Below are 26,150 nucleotides of genomic sequence, written 5' to 3'. Positions count from 1 at the left end.
TTATTTCTTTTCTCTGTCCCAGGTGTCCGCAGTGATGCCCTCCTGCAAAAGCCTGAATTTTTCGACCTTGTCAGTCGGTGTTTTGGGCAGCGACTGCAGGAACCGGATGTAGCGCGGCACCATGAACCGCGCCATGCGCGTCGCGCAGAAATCCGCCAGCGCCTGCGGCGTCAGCCCGGCCGACTCCCGCGCCACGACGCACACCATCACCTCCTCCTCGGTCATGTCACTGGGCACGCCAATCACGGCGCACTCCAGTACATCGGGATGGCCTTCCACCCCCATTTCGACTTCGGCTGCCGAAATGTTTTCGCCACGGCGCCGGACAACGTCCTTGCGGCGGCCAACAAAGTAGAGGTACCCGTCCTCGTCCGCGCGCAGCACATCGCCGGTGTGAAACCAGAGATTGCGAAACGCCGCGAGGGTTTCCTCGGGCATGCCGAAATAACCATCCATGAGCAGGGATGGCTGCGTGGCGCGTATGACAAGTTCGCCAGCGCCACCCGCCGGCACTGCGGTGCCATCCTCGTCGACCAGCTGCACCTCAAACGGGCCTGCGGGCTTGCCGCAAGAACCCAGTCTTCGAGGCTTATCCAGCGGCGTGTAAATCATGGTCCCCGCCTCGGTCAGGCCATAGAGCTCCACCAGCCGGCAACCAAAACGCTCTTCAAATTGCGGCGCCCAGGCCGGCAGCGGAACGCCCCAGCCTAGGCGCGCGGGATTGTCTCTATCGTTTGGCTTGGGGGCCTGCTTCCAGAGCATGGTCAGCGTGGCGCCCATGAAATCGAACACGGTGGCGCCCAACGCGCGGACTTCGTCCCAATACCGGGAAACGCTGAACTTCTCGCCAATGGCGGCCACTCCGCGCAAAAGCAGCGCAGGCGCGATGGTCATGACGGCCGCGTCGAGGTGAAACATCGGATACGGGCAATACAGCACGTCATCGCTGCGCAGGCCCAAGCCCTGAATGACCACGCCGGCCTGGCCCAGGACGAAGCGATGCGAAATCATGGCCGCCTTGGACCGGCCGGTGGTCCCTGAGGTATATAGCAGCAGGGAAAGCTCGGAAAACCTGACCGGCGGCGAGAGCGACGCGGTCTCCAGCAATCCATGCTTCCTGAGCTCGACATAGGCAATAACAGGCCGCCCGCCCTCCTCTGGCGGCGTTCCCACCTCATCCACCACGACGATGTTTTCGATGCTGCCCAGCTCCTGCAGTACCTCCCGCAGCTGCGGCAACAACGACGCATGAACCAGCACCAGCCGACTCTTGACCAGGTTGATGGCATTGGCAAGAGCGGCTCCCCTGAAAGAGGTGTTGACCGGCGCGGTCACGGCGCCCAGTTTGGAAAGCGCAAACCAGGCGATGGCGAACTCTATGCAGTTGGGCAGCATCAGGGTCACGTTCTGCCCGCGCTGCACCTTGAGCCGAGCCAGCCCCGCTGCGACCAGATCGGTTTCGCTATCGACCTGGCGATAAGTCCATTCGCCCTGGACCATCCTGATGAATACCTTGTCGGGCGCTTCGGCAGCCGCCTTGCGCAGCTCTTCGCCCAAAGACGCGCTATGCGGGGCTTTCCAGACGGCTCCGCCACCCCTGCCCTGTTCTTTTGACGCGCTCATGCCGGCACCCCGTTGCAGCAGGCATGCGCATTAACGTCTGTCGCCTCTTCCGTGAAAAGGGCGGAAGCAAACAAATCCAGTCGAAAGATGGAGCGGTGGCGGAGGGCTGCGGGCATATGAACTGAAGGGGTTAAGAAATCGGTGCTTGATTTAACGGCGCAATACAAATATGATTATGACGTCAGTTTTATTTAAGAGCAATGCTTGGCCGAGCCTACCCGGAAATATTTGATGACCCCTATCACCATTGCCAATAACAGTGACGTCGACACCCCTCTGGCTTACAGGGATGTGCTGCTGCTCCAATCCGGCCAGGAAGGCCTTCGCAAAGGCATACGAACCGAGATTCGCATCCGGTGGGCTGCCTGCGCGCTGCTGGAGGAGCTTGCGCTCTCTGGCCTGAAAGTCCAGGACATCTGCCTGCGCGCCGAAATCGCACAGGGGACGTTCTACCAATACTTCCCGGACCGCGACCAGTTGCTCAGCTCCTTGTTATCCGATTTCGTTGCCTTCCTGAGAAGCAGAACGATGGAGGCGACTCGCGCTCGTGACGGGCACGCGGACTCGGTCGAACTTTCGACGAGGGCTTATTGCCGGCTGTTCGAGCAGAACCGCGGACTGATGAAATGTCTGCTGAACCACTATGAGGCATTTCCGGATGCCAAAAAGATTCTGCAGGCACTCAACACGGCCTGGATTGAAACGGTAGTCAGTTCGATCAAGAAGAAGCGCAAAGGCCTGAGCGGCAAAAAAACATCCGACCGCGACCTGCGCAAGCGCTGTTATGCCCTTGGCGGCATGGTGGACCAGTACCTGGCCTACATCTATCTCTATGAGGATAAAGACGTCGCCGATGTGGCGGGCGATCTGGACGACGTCGTGGCCACCTTGACGTTCATCTGGAACCAGGCCTTCGCCAAGGAATTTTCCGCCTGAGCACCCCATCCATTCACCCTCCCGCTTGCGCGGGAACCACGAGGAGACAGAAGAATGTCGCGAGTACTTTTTGAGAAACAGGGCCCGGTCGCCATCGTCACGCTAAATCGCCCGGAGCGACTGAATGCCATTAGCGGGCCCATGCTCGATGACATGCACGACACATTCCTGCGAGCCCAGCATGATGCCGAGGTCAAGGCCATCGTTCTCTGCGGTGCGGGCCGCGCCTTTTGCGCCGGCGACGACCTGAAGGAGTTCTCCGAACAAACGGCGACCGCAGAAGGCACGTCCAACTATGTTGACAGGATTCAGCAGGTGACCCGCGACATTATGTTCAGCGGAAAACCCGTCATCGGTGCCATCCAGGGCTATGCGGTGGGCGGCGGCTTCGAGTGGGTGCTGAACTGCGACATGGTGGTCGCTTCTGAGGATTTGCTGTGTTTTTTTCCCGAGATGGCCTGGGGGCAGTTCGTGACGGGCGGGGTGACCCATCTCCTGCCGCGGGCTGTCGGGTACCAGCGGGCCATGGAGTTGTGGCTGCTGGGTGAAAAACAAAGTGCGGCTGCACTGCACGGCCTGGGACTAGTCAATCGCGTGGTGCCCAAGGAAAACGTTCTGAGCACGGCCATCGAATTGGCGCAAAGGATCAGCGAGCGTTCGACATTCACAGTGTCCCGCCTGAAGAAGATGGTGAACATGCAGCTATCGGGCCAGCTCGCGGCGGCTTTGCAACTCGAAGCGGATGCCACCTCAAGCGCCATGGGCCATGAGGACACGAGAAGGCGTGTGGCCGGCTTTGCCAGCAAATAGCGATCAGCGCTGCAAACACACGAATTTAACTGGCGACGCTAAAGGCCGCCGCGTGATCGGTGCGCGCTGGCACGCGCTGGGAATTGACTGGGCTCAAAATGGGCAGACTCCACAAAACCATACCACGCAAAGAAATGTGTCCCGCGCCCGCTTGGCATGTAAACCGGGGAAACACCCTGCAAGTACACTGGCGCTAAGGTAGCGCTTGGCCTTCAATGGTACTCATGTCTAACTTCTTCTCAAAAAAAACTGATGCCTATTCCCGAAGCAACCGCAGCAGACCAGACCTCTTCGCGCTTCAATGTACCTCGTTTTTATTTGCGCGCCACGATGCTCACGCTGAGCGCTGCAGCGGCCCTGTTGGCCCCGGGCGCACATGCCCAGACCGCCGAGCCCGCTGCACCTGCCCCGCAAGCAACGGCATCGCAAACCCCGGCGGCGCCCCGCTACAGCGCGCAAGAGCTGGAGCGTGCGTTCAACTTTATCGACGCCAACCATGACGGCAAGATCAGCCGCGAGGAAGCGGCGGGCTTTCGCGGCGTGGCCAAGTACTTTGACGAAGCCGACCTCAACAAGGACAACTTCTTGTCTCGCGAAGAATTTGACAACGCCATGAACGGCGGAAAGTCCAAATAGGCTGGCCTGTCTCCTCGAACCATGAACGAAAAGTGCACGGATTGGGTTTCGGGCAGCACATAGACCACGCCATAACTTTTGTTGAACACCGGGGCCACCACCGTTTCATGAAAGTCCACCGGCACGACGACGCAGCCGAGGGAGATGCGATTGTCCTCAGGGCTGGGCGAGGCCAGCCGCTCAGCTCGGTGCTCTTTGGGCGCGACGGGCCGCTACTCGTTCGGGTTGTTGCCCTTGAGGCCATGCTCGCCCTTGATGGCGAGCTGGAGTTGCTCAAGCTGGTCTATGAGCGCGTCAATTTTCGGAAAATCCTTGACCGGCTCCGCCAGCAAGTGTTCCAGCTCTGCGCGCATACGCGCGTATGCGGACTCCAGGTCGGGTTTCATGCAGACATGCCCGGTTTGATGCCGCCGCCATTGACCGGCCGGTGGTCCGCAGACGGACTGGCGGCCGGCGCTTTCGGCGCCTGCGCAGCGGCAAGACGGATGAGCGCGGCGTCACTATCGGCATCCTGACGCGGGCCATACTGCAAGTCGGGGCCGATCAGGCGCTGCAACTCGCCATAGCCGGTAGCCAATGCGGTGTCATACGCTGAAAAACTGGTATCGGAACAGGAAACCGGCTCGAACACCTGGGGATTGCCGTGGCTCTCCAGAATACGCCAGCGAAACTCACCCCGCCCGGCTTCCTCAACCGTCAGGGCCAAAGTACGCAAGGGTGTGTTGAGCTGAGTGTTGACCAGTGTGGAATGGCTCATGGGACAAGACCTCTCAAAATATCAGGCGTTGGGATAAGCGGGATAGGTGGGTGTCGCCGTTGCCCCGGGGACTGCAGCCTGGGCCGTGAAATACATCAGCCTGATTTGTAGCCGACGCGGACGGCAACGGTGTGTCAGGCACATGATTCATCGTTTTCATCTCTGCAGCTGGTTCGGATCAAACAGGGGGGCGGCAGCACAACAAAGGGATGTCATCGTCGATAAGCTACTTTAGGCCAAAGGCAGCAATGTGCAACCGTGCTTCATTGGGATGAAATGTAGGACAGAACCGATACCACCCACCTTGAGTCACGTCACATGAAATGGGTATATTGCGCAGGAAAACAAGCCACGGCGCTATGCATTTGGGCCCCACACAAAAACATTCATGAAAAGCCTGTACAAATACTTCTTTCGGGGCCTCATGACCACCCTGCCGGTGGTCTTGACGCTGTACCTTCTTTACATTTTTCTGGCCTCGATGGAAGCGGCCACACTGTGGATGTTGCGCCCCCTGGTCGGCAGCTTTTATGTGCCGGGCATGGGCCTGGTTTTCGGCGTCGTGAGCATTCTTTTGATTGGGTACCTGGTGTCCAGGCAAAGCGTGCGCAAACTGCTGTCATTTGCCGAGTTTCCCTTTACCAACCTGCCGGTCGTTAAAAGCATTTACTCGTCACTCAAAAGTTTTGCCGACTACTTTTCGCCCGCCGGCAAACAGGGCGAACAAAGTGTGGTGATACTGCGCATGCCGGGCCATGCCATGGAAATGGTGGGCCTCATCACGCGCCGCAGTTTTGCCGATTTGCCACAGGGGTTTTTGCCCGGCGAACGGGTGGCCGTGTATTTGCCCATGGGTTACATGATTGGCGGCTACACGGTGTTTGTCCCCTCGGATTGGGTGCAGCCCATCAATATGTCGGTCGAGGAGGCCATGCGTTCCTCGCTGATTGCCTGGATGGCGCGCCCGACAGCCGGCGCCGGCAATGCCGGCCATCAAGGCTGATACATCACCGGAAATGGAGGTTTTGCATGCAGCTTTATTTCAATCCCAAAAGCCGGGCCGCCGTTGCCAAATGGATGCTGGACGAGTGCGGCGCCACTTATGAAATCGTGCCCATTGACCTTGAAAAGCGCGAGCACAAGACCGAGGCATTTTTAAAGATCAACCCGGCGGGCAAGCTGCCGGCGCTGGTGGATGGCGAGGCCAGGCTGTTTGAAAATGCCGCCATCGGTTTGTACCTGGCCGAAAAATTTCTGCAGGCCGGCCTGGCACCTGCCACCGGCTCGCCGGAGCGGGGGCGATTCCTGTCCCTGATGGTGTATTCCACCTCACAGCTGGAGCCGTCCATGGGCGACCATTTGATGAAGCTTGAAACGCCCGCGCAACGCGGCTGGACCGACTTTGAGACCGTCAAGGATGTCGTGGAAACAGAACTGGGCAACGGACCCTACCTGTTTGGCGAACAGTTCACGCTGGCCGACATCATGATAGGCGCCATGTTCATGTGGCAGCGACACTGGGGTATCCCCAGCGGCCGGCCCAAGCTGGAGGCCTACATGGATCGCCTGGCCGCACGGACTGCCGCCATGAAGTTTTAAGGGCCTGGCACGCCGCAAAATCACGGCTCGCCGGCACGGGAGGCGTCAGCCTGAGAGTGTGATATTAAGTAACTTTTGTGAAAATAAGCATCCAGCATGGACAAGCTTTTTCACAGGGCTATATTGGGCCGTTCCTTCATCAACGCCACATCGGCTGATGTGAACTGGCCATGAAAACTACGACAACACGCCAAAAACTCCCTCTCTACCGTTCGCTTTACTTTCAGGTGGTGTGCGCCGTGATTGTCGGCGTGGCACTGGGACATTTTTACCCTGCGCTGGGCGCGGAAATGAAGCCACTGGGAGACGGTTTCATCAAGTTGATCAAGATGATGATCGCCCCCATCATCTTCTGCACCGTGGTGATCGGCATTGCCGGCATGGAGGACATGAAAAAAGTGGGCAAGACGGGGGGGCTGGCCCTGCTCTACTTCGAAGTGGTCAGCACCTTTGCGCTGATCATTGGCCTGGTACTGGTCAATCTTTTCCAGCCCGGTGCAGGCATGAACGTCGACGCGTCCACGCTGGACACCAAATCCATTGCCGCTTACACCGGCCCCGGCAAGATGGTGGGCACCACCGACTTCATCCTCAACATCATCCCGACGGCGCTGGTGGATGCTTTTGCCAAGGGCGAGATTCTGCAGGTGCTGCTGATTGCCGTGATGTTCGGCTTTGCGCTGCACCGCTTCGGCGGCCGCGGCACGTTGGTGTTTGACTTCATCGAGAAAACCTCGCATGTGCTGTTCACCATTGTCGGTTTCATCATGAAAGTGGCGCCCATTGGTGCTTTTGGCGCCATGGCTTTCACCATCGGCAAATACGGTGTAGGCAGTCTGTTTTCGCTTGGCAAGCTGATGGGAGCCTTCTACCTGACCTGCCTGATCTTCATTTTTGGCGTGCTGGGCCTGATTGCCCGCCTTCACGGCTTCGGCATCTGGAAGTTCATCAAGTACATCAAGGAAGAACTGCTGATCGTGCTGGGCACTTCCTCATCCGAGTCGGTGCTGCCGCGCATGATGGAAAAGATGGAGAACCTGGGCGCGAAGAAAACGACGGTGGGCCTGGTGATTCCTACCGGCTATTCGTTCAACCTCGACGGCACGTCCATCTACCTGACCATGGCGGCCGTGTTCATTGCACAGGCTACCAACACGCCGATGACGCTCATGCAGGAGTTGACGCTGCTGGCGGTGCTGCTGCTCACCTCCAAGGGCGCGGCCGGCATCACCGGCAGTGGCTTCATTGTGCTGGCCGCCACGCTGTCCGCCGTGGGTACGGTGCCTGTGGCCGGTCTGGCACTGATTCTGGGCATAGACCGCTTCATGTCGGAAGCGCGGGCGCTGACCAACCTGATAGGCAATGGCGTGGCCACCCTGGTCGTGGCCAAGTGGACGGATGAACTGGATACCGATCGGCTCAGGGCCGGCTTGAACAACGAGACCTGGGTAGAAGCCCAGGAACCGGAAGCCATGCTGGACAAGAAAACGGCGCACATGGCAACTCCACGCTGATGACAGCCTGCGCCGGCACGAGGTGCGCTTGGGTTGGCTGGCCGGCTTAACGGGTCTGGCGCGGAGCAGGGCCCGGTCCGCGGCCTGCGATGTGACGGAAAGTAATCCGGCCCTTGCTCAGGTCATAAGGCGACAGCTCGAGCGACACCTGGTCGCCCGCCAGAATGCGGATATGGTTTTTGCGCATCTTGCCGGAGGTGTAGGCCACGAGCTTGTGACCGTTGTCGAGCGTGACGCGAAAGCGCGAATCGGGCAGGACTTCGTCGACCAGCCCATGCATTTCAATGAGTTCTTCTTTAGCCATGATGTAACTCCTTCAGAATTGAAAAAACTGTATATGAGGCCAACCCCCGACAAGGCCAGCCGCGCGTCAGGCGCAAGCCGGCGATGAGCGTTCGAGGATCCAGCCCATTGCGTGTTCGGTGGCGTAATGCACGGCCGCTGCCGCGCTGTCAAAAAGCCCGTTAAAGCGCAAGACGCGATCATACGTGCCACTGCCGCGGCCGGAGCGGATGGAGACCGATGCAGCGTAGCGGCCTTCGCCCTGCTGCTTGGCAAGCGGGGAGACCAGGTACCTGCCCACCGATATGTTGTTGTAATTAATATTCATAAAGTCTGCGCCGGGTATTTTTCCCGGCTTGATTAATAGAGCCTAAACGGCTTGCGAACAAGCCAGCGAGTGTTCGGTTTCTACCCGCCAGGCCTCTTGAAAGGCCTGAACTGGTTGAGCCACGAGTGGGCACCGTTGGGAAGAAGTGCTCGCTAGGAGAATAGAACAGTGCTGAGAGGGTTCAGGGCTGTATGGGCACTGAAAACACTGTGAATCCGGGCTCTGAGAAGCGCCGCATTTGAGAAGGAAGCCTGGGGTAACAAGGGCTTCGATGTAAAAAGCTGATGCGTTTACCGAATAAGCTATTGTAACCGAGAGGCCAAAACAAGGTCATTTCGTCTTTCGGCGCGTATTTTCAGCACTCAAACTGCGGGTGCAGCAGCCTGATCCGGTTCACGGCCATGCCGGCGGCCGCCGTGCGGGTTTCCACGCCCAGTTTGGCGTAAACCCGCTCCAGGTGTTTTTTGATCGTGGCGGGGCTGGCGCCCAGAATGTCGCCGATATCGCGATTTATTTTGCCCTTGACCACCCAATAAAGCACCTCGGCCTCGCGGGCGGTGAGCTTGAAGCTCAGGCTCATGGCCTCGATCACGGCATCGTCGGAGATTTCGCGCATCACGATGAGCCAGTCGCCGCCGCCATCGCCGTCACCATCGCCCGTCTGCTGGTGCAGCCTGAATGTGAGGCGGCGCGGCCCCTGCTCCACCGCCAGGCGCGGCGGCTCGATCTGGCGCCCGGCTTCCGCCAAATGACGGCGCAGCCATTGCAAAACCGGCTCCGGCGTCTGCGGCGCGGACGTCCCGTAGTAGCGCATCAGCAGATCCCGCGCCAGCGGCGTCTGCCAGATCAGCTTGCCATCGCCCATACCATTCATTCGCACCGTGATGCTGGCATAGCCAAACGCATCCAGCGCATTGCGCGCCTGGCCCGCCTGGCGTGCCTCCTGCCTGGCACGGCGTGCGCCCTGCAGATGCACCCCCATGCGCGCCATCACTTCCTTGGGCTTGATGGGTTTGGTCACGTAGTCCACGCCACCGGCCTCCAGGGCGGCCACCAGGTACTCGGTTTCCGTGAGGCCGGTCATGAAGATGATGGGAATATGCGCGGTTTCGGGCGCTGCTTTCAGCCGCCGGGCCACTTCAAACCCGTCCATGCCGGGCATCATGGCATCCAGCAGCACGATGTCGGGCAAGGCCTGCTGCGCGCGCTGAAGCGCGGCTTCTCCGCTGGTGGCGATCAGCACGGTATAGCCTGACTCATCGAGTGCATCGTGCAGCACCGACAGGTTGTCGGGCACATCGTCAACGATCAGCACGACATCGCTATTGGCGCGGTCCAGTGTCTGTTCGACGTCAAGCGCGCTGGTCATGACCGGGCTCCTGGCTGGTGAGCTGACGGCTCATGGCTTCGAACTGGAACTGCCGCGCCAGCGTACGCATTTCCTCCACAAAGGCAGCGGCAGCGGGTTGCTGCGTTTCGATCTCCGCCAGTTTGTTCATGATGCCGCGGTAAAAACCAAGCCCGACCACTTCCCGCAGCGCGGCCAGTTGGGTCGGCTCAGGTAAAACGGGTGGCTGAGCGTTTTCCGCCGGCATGGCGGCTATTGCGGGCGGGGGCTCATAGTGCCAGCTCAGGGCCAGGCGTCGCTCCAGCCAGTCGATCAGCTCGGTATGGCGCACCGGCTTCAGTATGAAATCTTCAGGACGTATGCCCACGTCGTTGTCCAGGCCCTTGTCGAAGGCATTGGCCGAGACGATGGCCAGGTGAATGCCGGTGAGCCCAGCGCTGCGCACGCGGCGCAGCGTCTCCCAGCCGTCGATGCCGGGCATGGCCAGGTCCATGAAGATCACGTCGGGCCGGTAGCCCGCCGCCAGCAGATCCAGGCAGTCGTGGCCGCTGGCCGCGGTGCGCAACTCGAAGCCCATGGGTTGAAGCAACTGCACCAGCAATTCACGATCGGGTTCCTCATTGTCGACCACCAGCAGCTTACGGCGGGCTCCGTCGTAGCCACGCGGCCGGCGCCGCGCGGGCCGGGCTTGAGTCCCTTGCGCTGCACCCGCGGGCACATGCACTTCCGGCAGAAACAGCCGGACGCGAAATACCGATCCTTCACCCGGCGTGCTGAGCGCGGTCATGTCGCCGCCCATCAGGTCGGTCAGCATTTTGGCGATCGTCAGACCCAGACCGGCACCGGATGTGCCCGCGGCACCGTGGCCGGCCGTACTGCCACGCGCAAAAGGCTCAAAAATCTGCGCCAGCTCCGCCTCGTCCATACCCGGCCCCGTGTCTTCAATATCAATATGGGCCATCTCACGCGCATGGTGCACCTTGAAGCACACCTGACCGGCTGAGGTGAACTTGATGGCATTGCCCAGCAGGTTGATGAGGATCTGCCGGACGCGCTTTTCATCGGCACGCACCAGCTCGGGCAAGTTGCCGCTGGCCTCGAAGCGAAAGCCCAAACCCTTGGCGGTGGCCTGCAATTCAAACATGCCGGCCATTTCGTGCACGCAATCTGCAAACTGCATGGGTTTGACGTTGAGCGTCAGCTTGCCCGCCTCAATGCGGGCGATATCCAGCGTGCCCTCAATCAGCGACAGCAGATGCTCGCCGCCGCGCTTGATGACATTGACCGCCTGCTTGCGGTGCGGCGGTATGGCGCTGTCCTCCCCCATGAGCTGGGCATAGCCCAGAATGCTGTTGAGGGGTGTGCGCAACTCATGGCTGATCGCGCTGATGTAGCGGCTCTTGGCCTGGTTGGCCTGGTCGGCCATGCGCTTGGCCTGCTGCAGGGCTTCGTCGGTTTGCCGGTGGGATTCGATTTCGCGCATCAGCAGATGGGTCTGGCGGTTCGACTCCTCCTGCGCCACCTGCCGGCTCTTGTGCGCCAGCACCAGCCACCAGGCCACCAGCCCGGCAATGACCAGCAGCGCCATGTAGGCTTTCAGAAAGCCCGAACGCAAGGCCGATTCGGAGGGGGCCATGTCCACCAGCGCGCCCATCTCCTGGTGGTAAAGCAAACCGAACACGCTGGCCAGCAGCGGCACGATGATCAGCATGAGCAGCAAAAAGTGGCCGAGCCCGGTGTCGAGGTAAGGCCAGGCGCGGCGCGGCAGCAGCCAGCGCAGCGCGGCCGACCACTGGGCCGAGAGGCTGGCGTGCGGCTTGCACAAATCGCCGCAGCGCGCGTCCAGCGTGCAGCACAGTGAGCAAATGGGGCCCTGGTAAGCGGGGCAATGCGCCATGTCGGGGCCTTCGTACGCACGTTCGCAAATGACGCAGTTCTGCGTGGCGTAGCGCTTGTAGGGGCCGTCACCGCCCGCCGTTTCCGAACCCCGCGCAATGTAATAACGTCCCTTCGTCGCCCAGGCAATCAGCGGCGCCGTCACAAACGCGGTGGCCATGGCGATCACCGCCGAAAACGCCTGCGCCAGTTCGCCGTAAAGCCCCAGATGGGCCGTCACCGAGAGCAGCGAAGCCAGGGCCATGGCCCCGACACCGACCGGGTTGATGTCGTAAAGATGGGCGCGTTTGAACTCGATGCCCGGCGGTGACAAACCCAGCGGCTTGTTGATCACCAGGTCCGCCACCACGGCCATGACCCAGGCGATCGCAATATTGGAATACAGGCCCAGCACATCGCCCAGTGCCTGAAACACATTCATCTCCATCAGCATGAAGGCAATGAGTGTGTTGAACACCACCCATACCACCCGGCCGGGGTGGCTGTGCGTGATGCGCGAGAAAAAATTGGACCAGGCCAGCGAGCCGGCGTAGGCGTTGGTGACATTGATCTTGAGCTGGGACACCACCACGAACAGCGCGGTGGCCGCCACCGCCAGCCCGTAATGGGGGAACACGTACTCATAGGCGGCCAAGTACATCTGGTTGGGGTCCACGGCCCGGTCCAGCGGCACCATATTGGAAATCGCCAGGTAGGCCAGCAGCGAGCCCCCCAGCATCTTGACCACGCCCAGCAAGACCCAGCCCGGCCCGCCCGCCAGCACCCCGCCCCACCAGCGCCAGCGATTGGCGCGGGTCTGCACCGGCATGAAGCGCAAATAGTCGGCCTGCTCGCCCATCTGGGTGATCAGTGCGATACCCACTGTGAGTGCGGCACCAAATAGGTGCAAATTGAATTCACCACCCACGCCCTTCTCACCACCGTAGTGCACAACGTCCGAAAAAGCAGCGGGATCGCGCAAAAACACATAAACAAAGGGCACCACCAGCATCACCAGCCACAAGGGTTGCGTCCAGACCTGCAGCCGACTGATGACCGACACCCCATGGGTGACCAGCGGAATCACGACCAGCGCGCAAATCAGGTAGCCCCAACTGGGCGGAATACCCAGGGCGAGGTCCAGCGCATAGGCCATGACAGCCGCCTCCAGCGCAAAGAAAATGAAGGTGAACGACGCGTAGATCAGCGAGGTCAGCGTCGAGCCGATATAGCCAAAGCCGGCGCCGCGGGTCAGTAAATCCATGTCGACGCCATAGCGCGCGGCGTAAATGCTGATGGGCAGGCCGGCCAGAAAAATGATGAGGCCCGTGGCCACGATCGCCCAGAAGGCATTGGTGAAGCCGTATTTCACCAGCAGGGTGGCGCCCACGGCCTCAAGCACCAGGAACGAGGCTGCGCCAAACGCGGTGTTGGCCACTCGCCATTCGGACCATTTGCGAAAGCGCTGCGGCGTAAAGCGCAGCGCGTAGTCTTCCATGGTCTCACTGGCCACCCAGCTGTTGTAGTCGCGCCTGACCTTGATGATGCGCTGCACCGCCACGTCGGAGCCGGCCTCCGCGTCTGGCGAGGCCGGCGGCCCATTGGGTCGGACTGACAGCAGCGAAGGCATGACTGGGGCGTCCATGGATTGGGTGGGTACGTCGAGGACGAAGTGAGGAGCAGCCTTCAGTGCAGGTTTTGTGCCATGTGCCTGCGGGCCGCTTGGTCTGGCATGACTCTTGTGGCACCATTCTTGCACCCGGGCAACCGTCCCCACGCAGGTAGCCCGCCCGAAAGAGCCCCATGGAATTAACCCCCCGAGAAAAAGACAAGCTGCTTATTTTTACGGCAGCCCTGCTGGCCGAGAGGCGCCGCGCCCGCGGCCTCAAGCTCAACTACCCGGAGGCCGTCGCCCTGATCAGCGCCGCCGTGATGGAGGGTGCGCGCGACGGCAAAACCGTGGCGCAGCTCATGAGCGAGGGCCGTACGATCCTGACGCGCGCCGACGTGATGGACGGCATCCCCGAATTGATCCCCGACATCCAGGTCGAAGCGACCTTTCCCGATGGAACCAAGCTGGTCACGGTGCACCAGCCCATCGTCTGAATCCCCATTTCACTTTTAAGAGTTCAACAGGAGAACACCATGCGCCTTTTCGGCTTGCCGCAAACCACTTGCCTGTCCCGCCTGCTGTTTGCACTGGTGTCCGCGCTGCCGCTGGCCGCGGCAGCCCACACTGGCGTTGACGGCCATGCACATCCCGGATTCCTGATGGGATTTTTCCATCCCCTGACCGGCCTGGACCATCTGGCTGCCATGGTATCGGTGGGCCTGTGGAGCGCGCTGGCGGCGCGCCGCGCCGGGATAGAGTTGGTGTGGGGCCCCCTGGGCTTCGCCAGCATGCTGCTGGTGGGTGCCAGCCTGGGCTTGCAGGGCGTGCAAATCCCGGCCGTTGAACCCATGATTGCGGCCTCGCTGCTGGTCACCGGCCTGCTGGTGGCGACACGCTGGCGCGTACCGGGCATGGCGGCGGCGCTGCTGGTCGGCGTATTTGCGCTGTTCCATGGCCTGGCCCATGGCTATGAACTGGCGGATGCCGCCGACGCCTGGCCCCCGCTGGCGGGGATGTTGACAACTACTTTGCTGCTGCACGCCACGGGTCTGGGGCTTGGTTGGGCCTTGCGCCGCAACAGCGTCTGGATCCCGCGTGCAGCAGGTGCCGGCGTCGCCGCATTTGGCGTCACGCTGCTCGCGCAACTGGCCTGAAGGAAGCAAAGGCATGATTCCTGGCGAACTGTTGACCGATGGCCCCGACCATGTACTGAACGCGGGCCGCCGCACGCTGACCGTGGTCGTGCAAAACACGGCAGACCGGCCCATACAAGTGGGCTCTCACTACCACTTCGCGGAGACCAACGCAGCGCTGGGTTTTGACCGCGATGCGGCGCGCGGCATGCGCCTGAATATCGCGTCAGGTGCTGCCGTGCGGTTTGAACCGGGCCAGCAGCGCACGGTTGAACTGGTGGATTTCGCCGGTGGCCGCAAGGTCTACGGATTCCGTGGTTTGGTACAGGGAAAACTCTGATGGCAACGATTGGACGCCGCGCCTACGCGGAAATGTTTGGCCCCACCATGGGAGACCGCCTTCGGCTCGCCGACACGGATCTGATGGTCGAAGTCGAAGCCGACTACACCTTGCGCGCCGGCAGCTACGGCGAAGAGGTCAAATTTGGCGGCGGCAAAACCATTCGCGACGGCATGGCGCAGTCGCAAAAAACCCGTGCCGAAGGCGCCATGGACACGGTGATGACGAACGCGCTCATCCTGGACCACTGGGGCATTGTCAAGGCAGACATCGGCCTCAAGGGCGGGCGCATTGCCGCCATCGGCAAGGCCGGCAACCCCGACACCCAATCGGGCGTAGACATCATCATTGGGCCCGGCACCGAGATCATCAGCTGCGAAGGCATGATCGTCACCGCGGGCGGCATCGACTCGCACATCCACTTCATCTGCCCGCAGCAGATCGAAGAAGCCCTGGCTTCCGGCATCACCACCATGATGGGAGGCGGCACCGGCCCGGCCACCGGCACCTTTGCCACCACCTGCACGCCCGGCCCCTGGAACATCGAGCGCATGCTGCAGGCGGCCGATGCCTTTCCCATGAACCTCGGCTTTCTGGGCAAGGGCAACGCCAGCCTGCCCGCTGGACTGCACGAACAAATCAACGCCGGGGTGATCGGCCTGAAGCTGCATGAAGACTGGGGCACCACACCGGCCGCCATCAGCAACTGCCTGGACGTGGCGGAAGAAACCGACACCCAGGTGGCGATTCACAGCGACACGCTCAACGAGTCGGGTTTTGTCGAAAACACCATTGCGGCGACCAAGGGCCGCACGCTCTGCGCCTTTCACACCGAAGGCGCGGGCGGCGGCCATGCGCCGGATATTTTGCGGGTGGTGGGCGAGCCCAACTTTTTGCCCTCCTCCACCAACCCGACCATGCCCTACACCGTCAACACGCTGGACGAGCATGTGGACATGCTGATGGTGTGCCACCACCTGGACGCGGGCATTGCCGAAGACCTGGCCTTTGCCGAAAGCCGCATCCGCAAGGAGACCATTGCCGCCGAAGACATCCTGCATGACCTGGGCGCGATCAGCATGTTCAGCTCCGACAGCCAGGCCATGGGCCGTGTCGGTGAAGTCATCATCCGCTGCTGGCAAACCGCGCACAAGATGAAGCAGCAGCGCGGCAAACTGCCCGGCGACACGGAGCGCAACGACAATTTCCGCGCCAAGCGCTACATCAGCAAATACACCATCAACCCGGCGATTGCGCATGGCATCTCGCACGAGGTCGGCTCGGTGGAACAGGGCAAATGGGCCGACCTGGTGGTCTGGAAGCCGGCATTTTTCGGCATCAAGCCCTCTATCATCCTCAAGGGCGGATTGATCGCCATGGCCGCCATGGGCGACCCGAATGCATCGATCCCCACGCCGCAGCCGGTGCATTACCGGCCCATGTTTGGCGGCTTCGGCGGTGCCATTGCCAAAGGCTCCCTCACTTTCGTATCGCAGGCAGGCCTGTCCGCTGACATCAAGGAACGCTTTGGCCTGGCCAAAACGCTGAGCGCGGTGAAAAACATACGCGGCGTGCGCAAGCAGCACATGGTCCACAATGACTACCTGCCCAGGATGGAAGTCGACGCCCAGACCTACCTGGTTCGTGCGGACGGGCAACTGCTGACTTGCGAACCCGCCAGCAGCCTGCCCATGACGCAACGCTATTTTCTTTTCTAACGAACCTGATGCTTCAAGTTTCCAAAATCATTGCACAGGGCGCCGGCCTGGCCCCTGTGCTTGTCAAACGCGCCGCCACCGTCGAACTCGACTGGGATGTGCGCCAAAAAAGTCGCTTTGATGCGACCGACTCATTGGGCCGCCAGCTCGGCGTGTTTTTGCCGCGCGGCACGCTGGTGCGCGGCGGGGACGTGTTGGTGGCCGAAGACGGCTCCATGGTCAAAGTGATTGCTGCGCCGCAGGCTGTGCTGCGCATCGCGCACTGCACGACCCATGGCACGCCCTTCGATCTGACCCGCGCGGCCTACCACCTGGGCAATCGCCATGTTCCGATCGAGCTCAAGCCCGATCACCTGAAGATTGAACCCGACCACGTGCTGGCCGACATGCTGCGTGCCATGCATCTGATCGTGCAGGAGGTTGAGGAGGCATTTGAGCCCGAAGGGGGTGCGTACAGCGCGGGTGGCCATGGTCATGCCCACAGCCACGCCGCGGGTGACGAACACGCCCATGGCTCCCTTACCGCGCCTGCCGCCCCAGTCATATCCGTGCCCATTCATGTCCACGGACCTGACTGCAATCATGACCACGAGCATGCGCGGCCCGAGACAACGAAACCGGTTGCCATTCAAATTCACAAGCACAAGCCCCACAGCCACTGAGTCAGGTCTGCGAATGCTTACCCAGCCCGCGGAACCCTTGCCGGCACCCAGCCTGCTCCAGCTGATCTGGCTGGCCTCCCCGGCTTTGCCCGTGGGCGGATTTTCCTACTCGGAAGGGCTTGAGGCCGCCGTGGAACGGTCGGGAGTAGCTACAGAAAGCATAGCATCCAACTGGCTCAGCGACCAGCTCCAGCTGACATTGGCACGCGGGGACCTTGCCGTCATTGCCCAGGCCATCCCCGCCTGGCGCGAAGGCGACCTGCTCCACGTCCGGCAGCTTAACGACTGGGTGCTGCACACGCGGGAAACCAGCGAACTGCGGCTGCAGGCGGAGCAGATGGGGCGCTCGCTGCTGGACTGGCTGCGCAACCATGACGGCGCCAATGCCGAACACATTGAGGCTTGCGCCCGCTTGCAGCCCACCTATCCGGTCGCGTTTGCACTGGCGGCCTCGCAGACCGCAGCCGGTGTGCGCGACTGCCTGCTGGCCTACGCATTTGGCTGGGCCGAGAACATGATGCAGGCCGCGCTCAAATCCGTACCGCTGGGGCAAAGCGCCGGACAGCGCATGCTGGCGCAGCTGAGCCGAGACATTCCTCCTGCGGTTGAAGCGGCCATGCAGCTTTCAGACGGCGAACGCCAGGCTTTTTCACCCATGCTGGCGATTCTTTCCTCGCAGCACGAAACCCAGTATTCACGGCTGTTCCGCTCCTAGCCGGGCGCTTCACCCAGTTTTTTCAAGGTATTCACCCCATGAGCTTGCACCACATCGCCAACCGCACCAAAAAACTGCCGCCCCTTCGCGTGGGCATAGGCGGGCCCGTCGGCTCCGGTAAAACCACCCTGCTGGAAATGCTTTGCAAGGCCATGAAGAACAAATACGACCTCGTGGCCATCACCAACGACATCTACACCAAGGAAGATCAGCGACTGCTCACGGTCAGCGGCGCGCTGGCCGCCGAACGCATCATGGGCGTGGAAACGGGCGGCTGCCCGCACACGGCCATACGCGAAGACGCCTCCATCAACCTGGAAGCCATCGACCGCATGCTGGTGGATTTTCCCGATGCCGATGTGGTGTTCGTCGAATCCGGCGGCGACAACCTGGCCGCCACTTTCAGCCCGGAGCTGAGTGACCTCACCATCTATGTGATCGACGTGGCCGCCGGTGAAAAAATCCCGCGCAAGGGCGGCCCCGGCATCACCAAGAGCGATTTGTTCGTCATCAACAAAATCGATCTGGCCCCGTACGTGGGCGCCGACCTGGGCGTGATGGAAGCCGACACCATCCGCATGCGCACCACGCCCAAGGGACTGAAACCCTTTGTGATGACCAATCTCAAAACCAATACCGGCCTGGCCGAGGTGATTGCATTCATCGAAACCAAGGGCATGCTGCAGGCGGCCTGACGCTATTTTTCCGGGCCTGCCCCGCCGCCCGCCTGCCCAGCGGTTAAACTATCGGGCTTCGGATCGCTTGCGCGACCCCTGGATTTTTGGAGACTTGGGTGAGTGGTTTAAACCAGCAGTCTTGAAAACTGCCGACGGGCAACCGTCCGTGAGTTCGAATCTCACAGTCTCCGCCACACAGCAAAACGGCCCTCGCGCGGGGCCGTTTTCATTGGGGCTTGCTTACCCTCTACGCGGGAACTGATTTCGCCAGCCGCGTCAGCGGGCACCGCCATGACACGGCATGGGCCATGCCGGCAAGACGTTCCGGGCATGCACTTGTCGCGGACTCACCTTTGCTGTTAGACTTTTTCCGTTGGGGAGGTAGCTCAGTTGGGAGAGCGCTGCGTTCGCAATGCAGAGGTCGGGAGTTCGATCCTCCTCCTCTCCACCAGACAACATCGGTACTTGACGGCGGGGCTCACTCCCTCAGCAGAACACCAGCGCCAGCATCGCGGCATCATCGACCAGGTTCAGCAGCGCGTAAGCTGCCCACCGGTAGGCCAGCATTACGGTTTGGGTCATCAAATATTCGGCGGTCATTGGCTTTCTTGAGGGTTGCGTGATTGTCGCTTGAGCTCGTCGGAATCCCCGGCGCCCCTAGGGCTTTCCGGCCCGCTTCTCAAGCTGCTGCCGCTTGCGTTTGCTCTTGTTTCTGGATTCGGTCTCGGCCGGCCGGTCACGCAGGACCTGGGCCTGCCGCTCCTGCGCCTGCTTGCTGCGCTTTTTATCCCGAAAATGCACAAAGATGCGTCCCAGCCCCAAGCAGATCGCACCGCTGATAACGAAAAAAATGATGCCCGTAGTTTCCATAAGGTCGCGCTGCCGCTTACTCTGTCAAAAATAATGATTGCAGGTCGTTCAAAAAATCAAAGCCGCGCTCGGTCGGCTTGACTTGGACAAAATCGCGCTCTATCAAACCCTTGCGTTCGGCCTCTTCCAGCCCCTTCTGGATGGCGCTCAGGGGCAGACCTGTCTTGTCAGCAAAATCCTGCAATTTGAAGCCATCCCTGAGCCGCAAGGCATTGAGCATGAATTCAAAAGGCAAGTCGGCGCGGGCGACTTCGGTTTCCTGCGTGACGGCGTCGCCTGCCAGGGCTTTTTCCATGTAGAGCTTGGGCTCACGAAAGCGAACCTGGCGAACCACCCGGTGCGCGAAGCTGAGCTTGCTGTGGGCACCGGCACCAATACCCAGGTAATCGCCAAACTGCCAGTAATTGAGGTTGTGAAAGCAGCGGTGGCCCGGTTTGGCGTAGGCCGACACTTCATAACGCTGCAGCCCCGCAGCCCCGGTCATCTCGGTGATCTTGTCGAGCATGGCGTAAGCCATGTCTTCCTCGGGAATCACCGGCGGAAATTTGGCGAAATAGGTGTTGGCCTCAATCGTCAGGTGGTAAATCGAGATATGGGGCGGCTGCAGCGCCAGGGCTTGCCGCATGTCCTGCTCCAGGCTTTCCAGCGTCTGGCCGGGCAAGGCATACATGATGTCGAGGTTGAAGGTGTCAAAGGCCTGAGCCGCTTCTTCCACGGCGGCAATCGCCTGGGCACGGTCATGCACGCGGCCCAGGGCCTTGAGGTGGCGGTCATCAAAACTCTGCACCCCCACGGAAAGGCGCGTCACCCCGGCGCTGCGAAAGGCCCGGAAACGGTCTTTTTCAAAGGTGCCGGGGTTGGCCTCCAGGGTGATTTCGCAATCCGGCGTCAGCTTCAGGCGCGCCCGGATATCGGCCAGCAGGCGATCAATGGCCTGCGGCGAAAACAGGCTGGGCGTGCCGCCGCCAATAAAAATGCTGTGCACCGTGCGGCCCCAGACCAAAGGCAGCGAAGCCTCCAGATCGGCCACCACCGCGTCGATGTAGCGCTGCTCGGGCATCTCGCCCGCCACCTCATGCGAGTTGAAATCGCAGTAAGGGCATTTTTTCAGGCACCAGGGCAGGTGCACATAGAGCGACAGCGGCGGCAACGCCGCCAGCTGCAGCGTGCCGCTGCGCATGTAGTGCTGAATGTCTTTCACGATCGGCTCAGGTCAATGAATGCATATAACAGGTACGAGGCCTTGCACCAGTCGCAGCGCCGGCCAGCGGACACCGCGGAACCGGCTTCGCCGGGCCGCAGGTGTCGCCCCTTGAGGGGGAGGCTGCGACACGAAGTGCGCAAAGCCACGGGGTGAATCATGCTATCCAGCGCTCGCGCATCAGCGCCATCATCTGGCGCGCGGCCTTGCCGCGGTGGCTGTTGGCGTTTTTCACGCTCACAGGCAGCTGCGCAAAGGTTTGACCAAACTCGGGGATGAACATCACCGGGTCAAAGCCAAATCCGTTGCTGCCCATGGGCTGCTGCGCAATTTCACCAGCCACCCGTCCGGACGCAATCAAGGGCTCGGGATCGTCCGCCGAACGCACCGCCACCAGGGTGCTGACCAGCGCCGCGCGGCGCTGGGAGCGCTCCGTCAGGCCGGCCATCTGCTCCAGCAAGGCCTTGACGTTGTTGGCATCGCCCTTGGCATAGCCAAACTGCGTGGCATAAAACGCCGTGTCCACGCCGGGCAGGCCGCCAAAAGCCTCCACGCACAGGCCGGCATCGTCGGCCAGGGCCGGCAGGCCGCTAAGCCGTGACGCATGGCGGGCCTTGCTGAGTGCATTTTCCACAAAGGTGCGAAATGGCTCTTCGGCTTCGGGGATGGCCAGCTCGGCCTGGCTCAGCAATTCCAGGCCCAGGGGGGCCAGCATGGCCTGCAGCTCGGCGAGCTTGCCCTGGTTATTCGATGCAAGTACGATTTTCATAAGAAACAAGGCTATAACCCTTGATGGTAAAGCGCTATCAGCTATTAATTCAATAGCGAATTCTTCTGCAGGGCGATCAGCTCGGCGATGCCTTTTTCGGCCAGCACCAGCAGGGCGTCCATTTCCTGGCGCGAAAAAGCGGCGCCCTCCGCCGTGCCCTGCACTTCCACATAGTGGCCGGCGCCGGTCATGACCACATTCATGTCGGTGTCGCAGGCCGAGTCTTCGGTGTATTCCAGATCGAGCAGGGGCGTGCCCTGCACAATGCCCACCGAGATGGCTGCCACGTGGTCGAGGATAGGCGTTTGCAGTATCTTGCCGTCGGCCAGCAATTGGTTGACGGCATCCTGCGCAGCCACAAAGGCACCGGTAATGCTGGCCGTGCGGGTGCCGCCATCGGCCTGAATCACGTCGCAATCAAGGTAAATGGTGCGTTCACCCAGTTTTTTCAGGTCAAACACGGAGCGCATGGAGCGGCCAATCAGGCGCTGGATTTCCTGGGTGCGGCCGCTTTGCTTGCCGCGGGCCGCTTCCCGGTCGCTGCGCGTGTGCGTGGCGCGCGGCAGCATGCCGTATTCGGCCGTCACCCAGCCTTCGCCGCTGCCCTTTTTATGGCCCGGCACTTTTTCCTCGACGGAGGCGGTGCACAGCACCTTGGTGCCGCCGAATTCAATCAGTACCGAACCTTCGGCATAGGCCGTGTAGCGGCGGGTGATGCACACGGGGCGCAGGGCATCGGTCGCACGGGCGCCGCTTCGTTCAAACTGACTCATGATGAATGGCTTTCTTGAATGGCTTTTTGACAGAAAACGCCGGACTTGATGGTGAAAAAGAGAGATAAAAATAGGGCACCGCGGCACTCTCACCCGCGCCGCAGCAGTCAAGCCCCGAATTCAAACCCTGGGATTCAGGTTTTTCTGGTGGCCGATCGGCGTATCGCCTCGTTGATTTCAGCGATCGACCTTTCGATCGTGGCCTCGTCGAGGTCATCGACCATATTGTCGAGCACGCCGGCCTGAATCGTGGAGGCAAACACACCATCCATGATGTCGTCGGTCGACACGCCGCGGGTGGATTCAAACGCATCCGGCGTTTCCCACTCCATGGCAAGAACCGTCACGTTATCGCTGTGCGTGCCACCGATGCGCAAGGCATTTTCGACCAGGTCGGGGACCGCGACAGACACGCCTTTGCCGGCCAGTTGACGGACAATTTCGGCGTCACCCAGGCTGCTCCACAAGCCATCAGAGCACAGCAGCATCTTGTCGCCCTGCTGCAGGACCACGGGGCCCGCGACGTCAAAAATAGGCTTGGTCGGCGAACCCAGGCAGGTAAAAAGAATGTTGCGATTGATGTGCTCCAGCTTGATCACCCCGGCGCTTTGCTGCTCCAGGTAGGAGTGATCGCGCGTGCGCGTCAGCAGTTCGCCATCACGCACGACATACAGGCGCGAGTCCCCGCAATGCACCCAGGTGGCCCCGCTGCCCTGCAAGATGGCCGCCACCAGCGTGGTGCGGGGCGTGTCGAGCATGCCTTTTTCACTGGCGTAGCGGATGATCTGGTGATGGGCCGCCATCACGGCGCCCGACAGAAACTCCACCGTGTCCCTGATGGTGGGACGCGCTTCCCGCTGGTACAGCGCGGAAATGGTCTGCAGCGCCAGCTGGGCCGCCACTTCGCCCTCGGGATGGCCGCCCATGCCGTCGGCCAGAACGAAAAGGCCCGATTCACGCGTGTAGCAATAGCCCATGCGGTCTTCGTTTTTTTCCCTCCCGCCCCTGCGACTCACCTGAAAGACAGAGAATTTCATTTGAACTTGGTCGCAAGGTCGGTGGCTCTGCGCGCGGTTTTTTTGGTATCGGACACCATGTTGTCAAACTGGAGACGTACCTTTTCGCTGACAGTGAGCTTGGTGTAGCGACGTTCACCTTCCCGGCTCAACTCCTTTTGCAGGGCAAATACCGACTGGGGCCGGGACAGCGGGTCCAGCGACATGCACCACTCGACGACTTCAATCAGGTTATCCGAGTAAACACCCCGCAGGCGCGACAAGGCCAGCGACAACCGGTCTTTTTCAAGGCGTTGCGGCGCATCATTGGGTGGGTAGCCCTGCATGGTGGCGTAAATACAGGCGCCAATCGCATAAATATCGGTCCAGGGTCCCATCGACGAATCGCGCCGGTACATTTCAGGGGCGGCGAACCCGGGCGTGTACATGGGGCGGATGAAATTGCCCTCTTTGCTCAGCACCTCGCGGGCCGCGCCAAAGTCGATCATCACGGCCCGGTTGTCGTCGGTGATGAAGATGTTGGCGGGTTTGATGTCCAGATGCAGCATTTTGTGCTGGTGCACGATGCGCAGTCCGCGCAGGATTTCGTCAAACAGCGAGCGAATGGTCGACTCGCGGAACACTTTCTGCTTTTTCAGCTCGCGGGCCGTGATGATGAAGTCCTGCAGGGTCCCGCCCTCCAGGTAGTTCATGACCATGTAAACGGTTTCGTTCTCGCGGAAGAAATTCAGCACGCTCACCACCGAGCCGTGCGAGATCTGGGCGAGCGAGCGGCCCTCTTCAAAAAAACTCTTGAGCCCCAGGCGGTACAGCGAGAGCTTGTCAGGCTGAACCTGCGGCAGCAACTCACCGGCCGCGCGGCTGGCCAGAGAAGCCGGCAGGTACTCCTTGATGGCGATCTGCTGGCCTTCGTTGTCCACGGCCAAGTAAACTACACCAAACCCGCCGGCCGAGAGCTTTCGCACAACACGATAGCCACCAATGACGGTGTCGGGCGGCAACGGTGCAGGCTTGACCTTTGACATAATTTGGGATGAGCTTGGTGACGATGTCACGCAAGTCTTGTTCTCTCTCTTTATAAAGCGTATCAGCAAATGTCAGTTTACAGCATGACGGGTTATGCAACCGTGCAATCCAGCACGGCGCAGTCGGCCCTGGAAACTGAGTCAAGCCCGGACGCCAACTCCCGGCTGGGTGTCGAAATACGCTCCGTGAACAGCCGCTTCCTGGACCTGGCTTTTCGCCTTCCCGATGAGTTGCGGCAGGCCGAGCCCGCCCTGCGCGAGCTGCTGACCGGTCAACTCAAACGCGGCAAGGTGGAGGTGCGGGTCTCGCTTGAAAGCACATCGGCCAGCAACCTGCGTGCGCCCTCGTCGGCCACCCTGCAGCGCCTGGGCTCCCTGGAAGACAGCATCAAGTCGTGGCTGCCGCAGGCCGCAGCGCTCAGCGTGGCCGATGTCCTGCGCCTCGCGACCAATGAAGACAAAAAACCGCATGACCACAGCCCGGAACTGCTCAAACTGGCAAAAAAGACCCTGACGGAACTGATGGCGGCCCGGGAGCGCGAAGGCGCCCGCCTGGCGGACATGCTGCTCGACCGCACCGGGCAATTGCGCGCCCTGGCGAAGCTGGCGGTACCCATGGTTCCCAAGCTGGTGGAGCAGCAGAAGGCGCGTTTCCTGGAGCGCTGGAAAGAGGCCATGGCCCTGTCGGAAAGCGCGACCCTGCCCGAAATCGCCCAGGACAGGGCGCTGACCGAGGCCACCGCCTTTGCCATCCGGATTGACGTGGCCGAGGAAATCACCCGCCTGTCGTCCCACCTGGATGAAATTGACCGCCTGCTCGCCGACGGCGGTGAATTGGGCAAGCGCCTGGACTTCCTGATCCAGGAGCTGCACCGCGAAGCCAACACCCTGGGCTCCAAATCCGCCTCGCTGGAGCTGACGCGCATTTCCGTGGACATGAAAGTGCTGATCGAGCAGATTCGTGAGCAGGTGCAGAACATCGAGTGACGCCAATTACTACAAAATTTATAGCAGAAAAGAGTCAGTACGCATGGACTATCCCGGAAATCTATTTGTTGTAGCCGCCCCCAGTGGCGCGGGCAAATCCAGCCTGGTGAAGGCGCTGATGGAGCTGGATTCAGCGATCCAGCCTGCCGTGTCACACACCACCCGGCCGCCGCGCGGGCAGGAAAAACATGGCCGCGAGTATTTCTTCCTGTCTCCCGAAGAATTTGACGGCATGGTGCAGCGCGATGCCTTTCTGGAGTGGGCGAATGTCCACGGCCACCGTTACGGCACCTCGCGCCAGACCATCGAAGAGCGGGTTGCCCATGGTGCCGACGTCATTCTTGAAATTGATTTTCAGGGCGCCATCAATATCAAGCGGATTTTCGCGAACGCGGTGCTGATATTCATACTTCCCCCGAGCTGGGAGGAGTTACGCTCCCGCCTGCAGCGCCGGGGTGAGGACAGCGCCGAGGTGATCGAATTGCGGCTTAAAAATGCCGCCACGGAGATGGCTCAGGCCCGGGAATTCGACTTCGTTATAATCAACGAGTTGTTTGAGCGGGCAGTTTTCGACCTGAAAACCATTGTGCATGCCCAGCGGCTCAAGTTTTCGGCCCAGCGACGTGCCCGCGCCGAGACTTTCGAGGCCCTTCAAATTCCCTAAGTTACGATCACACCGGAGATCACCATGGCCCGCATTACCGTCGAAGATTGCCTCGAAAAAATCCCCAACCGCTTTCAGCTTGTTCTGGCCGCCACGTACCGCGCCCGCATGCTCAGCCAGGGCCATGCCGCGAAGATCGAAAGCAAAAACAAGCCCGGCGTGACCGCCCTGCGCGAAATCGCTGATGGCAAGATCGGCCTGGAAATGTTGAAAAAAGTACCCAACTGACCCCAATAGCTCTGGAAAAAGCACCGTAACCCGGTGCTTTTTTTATGGCCTT

General features: G+C 60.8%; 29 protein-coding genes and 2 tRNA genes. 18 read left to right on the top strand and 13 right to left on the bottom strand.

Features of this window, described 5'->3' with window-relative positions:
* Positions 1–1,623: an AMP-binding protein gene (locus tag PJE01S_RS16210; protein ID WP_084389597.1), complete on the bottom strand. Its 1,623-nt coding sequence runs from the start codon at positions 1,621–1,623 to the stop codon at positions 1–3.
* A 231-nt stretch (positions 1,624–1,854) separates the two neighbouring features.
* On the opposite strand from PJE01S_RS16210, the gene PJE01S_RS16205 reads away from it, so the two are divergent.
* The 3 genes from PJE01S_RS16205 to PJE01S_RS16195 all read left to right on the top strand — a co-directional run bounded on the left by PJE01S_RS16205 (position 1,855) and on the right by PJE01S_RS16195 (position 4,005).
* Complete coding sequence (locus tag PJE01S_RS16205) at positions 1,855–2,559, top strand: TetR/AcrR family transcriptional regulator (RefSeq protein WP_068834683.1); 705 nt, start codon at positions 1,855–1,857, stop codon at positions 2,557–2,559.
* 54 nt (positions 2,560–2,613) lie between these two features.
* Positions 2,614–3,369 (top strand): enoyl-CoA hydratase/isomerase family protein, encoded by a 756-nt coding sequence (locus tag PJE01S_RS16200; RefSeq protein ID WP_068834682.1) that lies wholly within the window; start codon positions 2,614–2,616, stop codon positions 3,367–3,369.
* A gap of 252 nt (positions 3,370–3,621) precedes the next feature.
* The gene (locus PJE01S_RS16195; protein WP_068834681.1) at positions 3,622–4,005 is read left to right on the top strand and encodes an EF-hand domain-containing protein; all 384 of its coding nucleotides are present in this window, start codon (positions 3,622–3,624) and stop codon (positions 4,003–4,005) included.
* A gap of 212 nt (positions 4,006–4,217) precedes the next feature.
* On the opposite strand, the gene PJE01S_RS25240 is transcribed toward PJE01S_RS16195, so the two are convergent.
* On the bottom strand, positions 4,218–4,391 hold the full coding sequence (locus PJE01S_RS25240) for a hypothetical protein (protein ID WP_157090363.1): 174 nt from the start codon (positions 4,389–4,391) through the stop codon (positions 4,218–4,220).
* Complete coding sequence (locus PJE01S_RS16190) at positions 4,388–4,762, bottom strand: hypothetical protein (protein WP_174548549.1); 375 nt, start codon at positions 4,760–4,762, stop codon at positions 4,388–4,390. Before PJE01S_RS16190 ends, PJE01S_RS25240 begins: the two co-directional genes overlap by 4 nt.
* Positions 4,763–5,150: 388 nt before the next feature.
* Here PJE01S_RS16190 and PJE01S_RS16185 point away from each other — a divergent pair, with 388 nt between their 5' ends.
* The 3 genes from PJE01S_RS16185 to PJE01S_RS16175 all read left to right on the top strand — a co-directional run bounded on the left by PJE01S_RS16185 (position 5,151) and on the right by PJE01S_RS16175 (position 7,875).
* Positions 5,151–5,765 (top strand): DUF502 domain-containing protein, encoded by a 615-nt coding sequence (locus PJE01S_RS16185; protein WP_068834680.1) that lies wholly within the window; start codon positions 5,151–5,153, stop codon positions 5,763–5,765.
* Between the two features lie 26 nt (positions 5,766–5,791).
* Positions 5,792–6,361, top strand: coding sequence for a glutathione S-transferase family protein (locus PJE01S_RS16180; protein ID WP_068834679.1), 570 nt, complete (start codon positions 5,792–5,794; stop codon positions 6,359–6,361).
* Between the two features lie 170 nt (positions 6,362–6,531).
* Positions 6,532–7,875: a dicarboxylate/amino acid:cation symporter gene (locus tag PJE01S_RS16175; protein WP_157090362.1), complete on the top strand. Its 1,344-nt coding sequence runs from the start codon at positions 6,532–6,534 to the stop codon at positions 7,873–7,875.
* A 46-nt stretch (positions 7,876–7,921) separates the two neighbouring features.
* Here PJE01S_RS16175 and infA read toward each other — a convergent pair whose 3' ends face one another.
* From infA to PJE01S_RS16155, 4 genes are all read right to left on the bottom strand, one after another.
* The gene (infA, locus tag PJE01S_RS16170) at positions 7,922–8,179 is read right to left on the bottom strand and encodes a translation initiation factor IF-1 (protein ID WP_068834677.1); all 258 of its coding nucleotides are present in this window, start codon (positions 8,177–8,179) and stop codon (positions 7,922–7,924) included.
* Between the two features lie 66 nt (positions 8,180–8,245).
* Positions 8,246–8,485 carry a hypothetical protein gene (locus tag PJE01S_RS16165; protein ID WP_068834676.1) on the bottom strand — a complete coding sequence of 80 codons (240 nt, stop codon included), beginning with the start codon at positions 8,483–8,485 and terminating at the stop codon, positions 8,246–8,248.
* A gap of 355 nt (positions 8,486–8,840) precedes the next feature.
* Positions 8,841–9,854, bottom strand: a complete 1,014-nt coding sequence (locus PJE01S_RS16160; RefSeq protein ID WP_068834675.1) for a response regulator transcription factor — start codon at positions 9,852–9,854, stop codon at positions 8,841–8,843.
* Positions 9,838–13,353, bottom strand: a complete 3,516-nt coding sequence (locus PJE01S_RS16155; RefSeq protein WP_068834674.1) for a hybrid sensor histidine kinase/response regulator — start codon at positions 13,351–13,353, stop codon at positions 9,838–9,840. Before PJE01S_RS16155 ends, PJE01S_RS16160 begins: the two co-directional genes overlap by 17 nt.
* Positions 13,354–13,511: 158 nt before the next feature.
* Here PJE01S_RS16155 and PJE01S_RS16150 point away from each other — a divergent pair, with 158 nt between their 5' ends.
* From PJE01S_RS16150 to PJE01S_RS16110, 9 genes are all read left to right on the top strand, one after another.
* Complete coding sequence (locus PJE01S_RS16150) at positions 13,512–13,814, top strand: urease subunit gamma (RefSeq protein WP_068834673.1); 303 nt, start codon at positions 13,512–13,514, stop codon at positions 13,812–13,814.
* A 39-nt stretch (positions 13,815–13,853) separates the two neighbouring features.
* Complete coding sequence (locus PJE01S_RS16145) at positions 13,854–14,474, top strand: HupE/UreJ family protein (protein WP_068834672.1); 621 nt, start codon at positions 13,854–13,856, stop codon at positions 14,472–14,474.
* Positions 14,475–14,487: 13 nt separating this feature from the next.
* Positions 14,488–14,793 carry an urease subunit beta gene (locus PJE01S_RS16140; RefSeq protein ID WP_068834671.1) on the top strand — a complete coding sequence of 102 codons (306 nt, stop codon included), beginning with the start codon at positions 14,488–14,490 and terminating at the stop codon, positions 14,791–14,793.
* Positions 14,793–16,511 (top strand): urease subunit alpha, encoded by a 1,719-nt coding sequence (gene ureC / locus PJE01S_RS16135; RefSeq protein WP_068834670.1) that lies wholly within the window; start codon positions 14,793–14,795, stop codon positions 16,509–16,511. Before PJE01S_RS16140 ends, ureC begins: the two co-directional genes overlap by 1 nt.
* 8 nt (positions 16,512–16,519) lie before the next feature.
* Entirely contained in the window at positions 16,520–17,173 is a 654-nt protein-coding gene (gene ureE, locus PJE01S_RS16130) for an urease accessory protein UreE (RefSeq protein ID WP_068834669.1), read from the top strand.
* Positions 17,174–17,186: 13 nt separating this feature from the next.
* Positions 17,187–17,888: an urease accessory protein UreF gene (locus tag PJE01S_RS16125; protein WP_068834668.1), complete on the top strand. Its 702-nt coding sequence runs from the start codon at positions 17,187–17,189 to the stop codon at positions 17,886–17,888.
* A gap of 38 nt (positions 17,889–17,926) precedes the next feature.
* Complete coding sequence (gene ureG / locus PJE01S_RS16120; protein ID WP_068834667.1) at positions 17,927–18,583, top strand: urease accessory protein UreG; 657 nt, start codon at positions 17,927–17,929, stop codon at positions 18,581–18,583.
* Positions 18,584–18,671: 88 nt separating this feature from the next.
* Positions 18,672–18,759 (top strand) — tRNA-Ser (locus PJE01S_RS16115).
* A 181-nt stretch (positions 18,760–18,940) separates the two neighbouring features.
* Positions 18,941–19,016, top strand: a tRNA-Ala gene (locus PJE01S_RS16110).
* 206 nt (positions 19,017–19,222) lie between these two features.
* Here the strand turns inward: PJE01S_RS16110 and PJE01S_RS16105 are convergent.
* From PJE01S_RS16105 to PJE01S_RS16080, 6 genes are all read right to left on the bottom strand, one after another.
* Positions 19,223–19,435, bottom strand: coding sequence for a hypothetical protein (locus PJE01S_RS16105; protein ID WP_068834666.1), 213 nt, complete (start codon positions 19,433–19,435; stop codon positions 19,223–19,225).
* A 16-nt stretch (positions 19,436–19,451) separates the two neighbouring features.
* Positions 19,452–20,615 carry a radical SAM family heme chaperone HemW gene (gene hemW, locus PJE01S_RS16100; protein WP_245660815.1) on the bottom strand — a complete coding sequence of 388 codons (1,164 nt, stop codon included), beginning with the start codon at positions 20,613–20,615 and terminating at the stop codon, positions 19,452–19,454.
* 178 nt (positions 20,616–20,793) lie between these two features.
* Complete coding sequence (rdgB, locus tag PJE01S_RS16095) at positions 20,794–21,405, bottom strand: RdgB/HAM1 family non-canonical purine NTP pyrophosphatase (RefSeq protein ID WP_068834664.1); 612 nt, start codon at positions 21,403–21,405, stop codon at positions 20,794–20,796.
* 44 nt (positions 21,406–21,449) lie between these two features.
* Positions 21,450–22,178: a ribonuclease PH gene (gene rph / locus PJE01S_RS16090; protein WP_068834663.1), complete on the bottom strand. Its 729-nt coding sequence runs from the start codon at positions 22,176–22,178 to the stop codon at positions 21,450–21,452.
* A 134-nt stretch (positions 22,179–22,312) separates the two neighbouring features.
* Positions 22,313–23,215 carry a PP2C family protein-serine/threonine phosphatase gene (locus PJE01S_RS16085; RefSeq protein ID WP_068834662.1) on the bottom strand — a complete coding sequence of 301 codons (903 nt, stop codon included), beginning with the start codon at positions 23,213–23,215 and terminating at the stop codon, positions 22,313–22,315.
* On the bottom strand, positions 23,212–24,219 hold the full coding sequence (locus PJE01S_RS16080; RefSeq protein WP_068834661.1) for a serine/threonine protein kinase: 1,008 nt from the start codon (positions 24,217–24,219) through the stop codon (positions 23,212–23,214). Before PJE01S_RS16080 ends, PJE01S_RS16085 begins: the two co-directional genes overlap by 4 nt.
* 69 nt (positions 24,220–24,288) lie before the next feature.
* Here PJE01S_RS16080 and PJE01S_RS16075 point away from each other — a divergent pair, with 69 nt between their 5' ends.
* From PJE01S_RS16075 to rpoZ, 3 genes are read left to right on the top strand one after another with little or no spacing between them, the layout of a single operon-like run.
* Positions 24,289–25,206 (top strand): YicC/YloC family endoribonuclease, encoded by a 918-nt coding sequence (locus tag PJE01S_RS16075; RefSeq protein ID WP_068834660.1) that lies wholly within the window; start codon positions 24,289–24,291, stop codon positions 25,204–25,206.
* Positions 25,207–25,249: 43 nt separating this feature from the next.
* A complete protein-coding gene (gene gmk, locus PJE01S_RS16070; RefSeq protein ID WP_068834659.1) occupies positions 25,250–25,870 on the top strand; it encodes a guanylate kinase in 621 nt (206 codons plus the stop codon).
* Positions 25,871–25,894: 24 nt separating this feature from the next.
* Positions 25,895–26,098: a DNA-directed RNA polymerase subunit omega gene (rpoZ, locus tag PJE01S_RS16065; protein ID WP_068834658.1), complete on the top strand. Its 204-nt coding sequence runs from the start codon at positions 25,895–25,897 to the stop codon at positions 26,096–26,098.
* The last annotated feature ends 52 nt before the right edge of the window (positions 26,099–26,150 follow it).

Origin of the sequence: Polaromonas jejuensis NBRC 106434 (assembly GCF_001598235.1) — a bacterium.
GTDB lineage: Bacteria > Pseudomonadota > Gammaproteobacteria > Burkholderiales > Burkholderiaceae_C > Polaromonas > Polaromonas jejuensis.
This window is presented reverse-complemented; position numbering and strand designations above follow the sequence as displayed.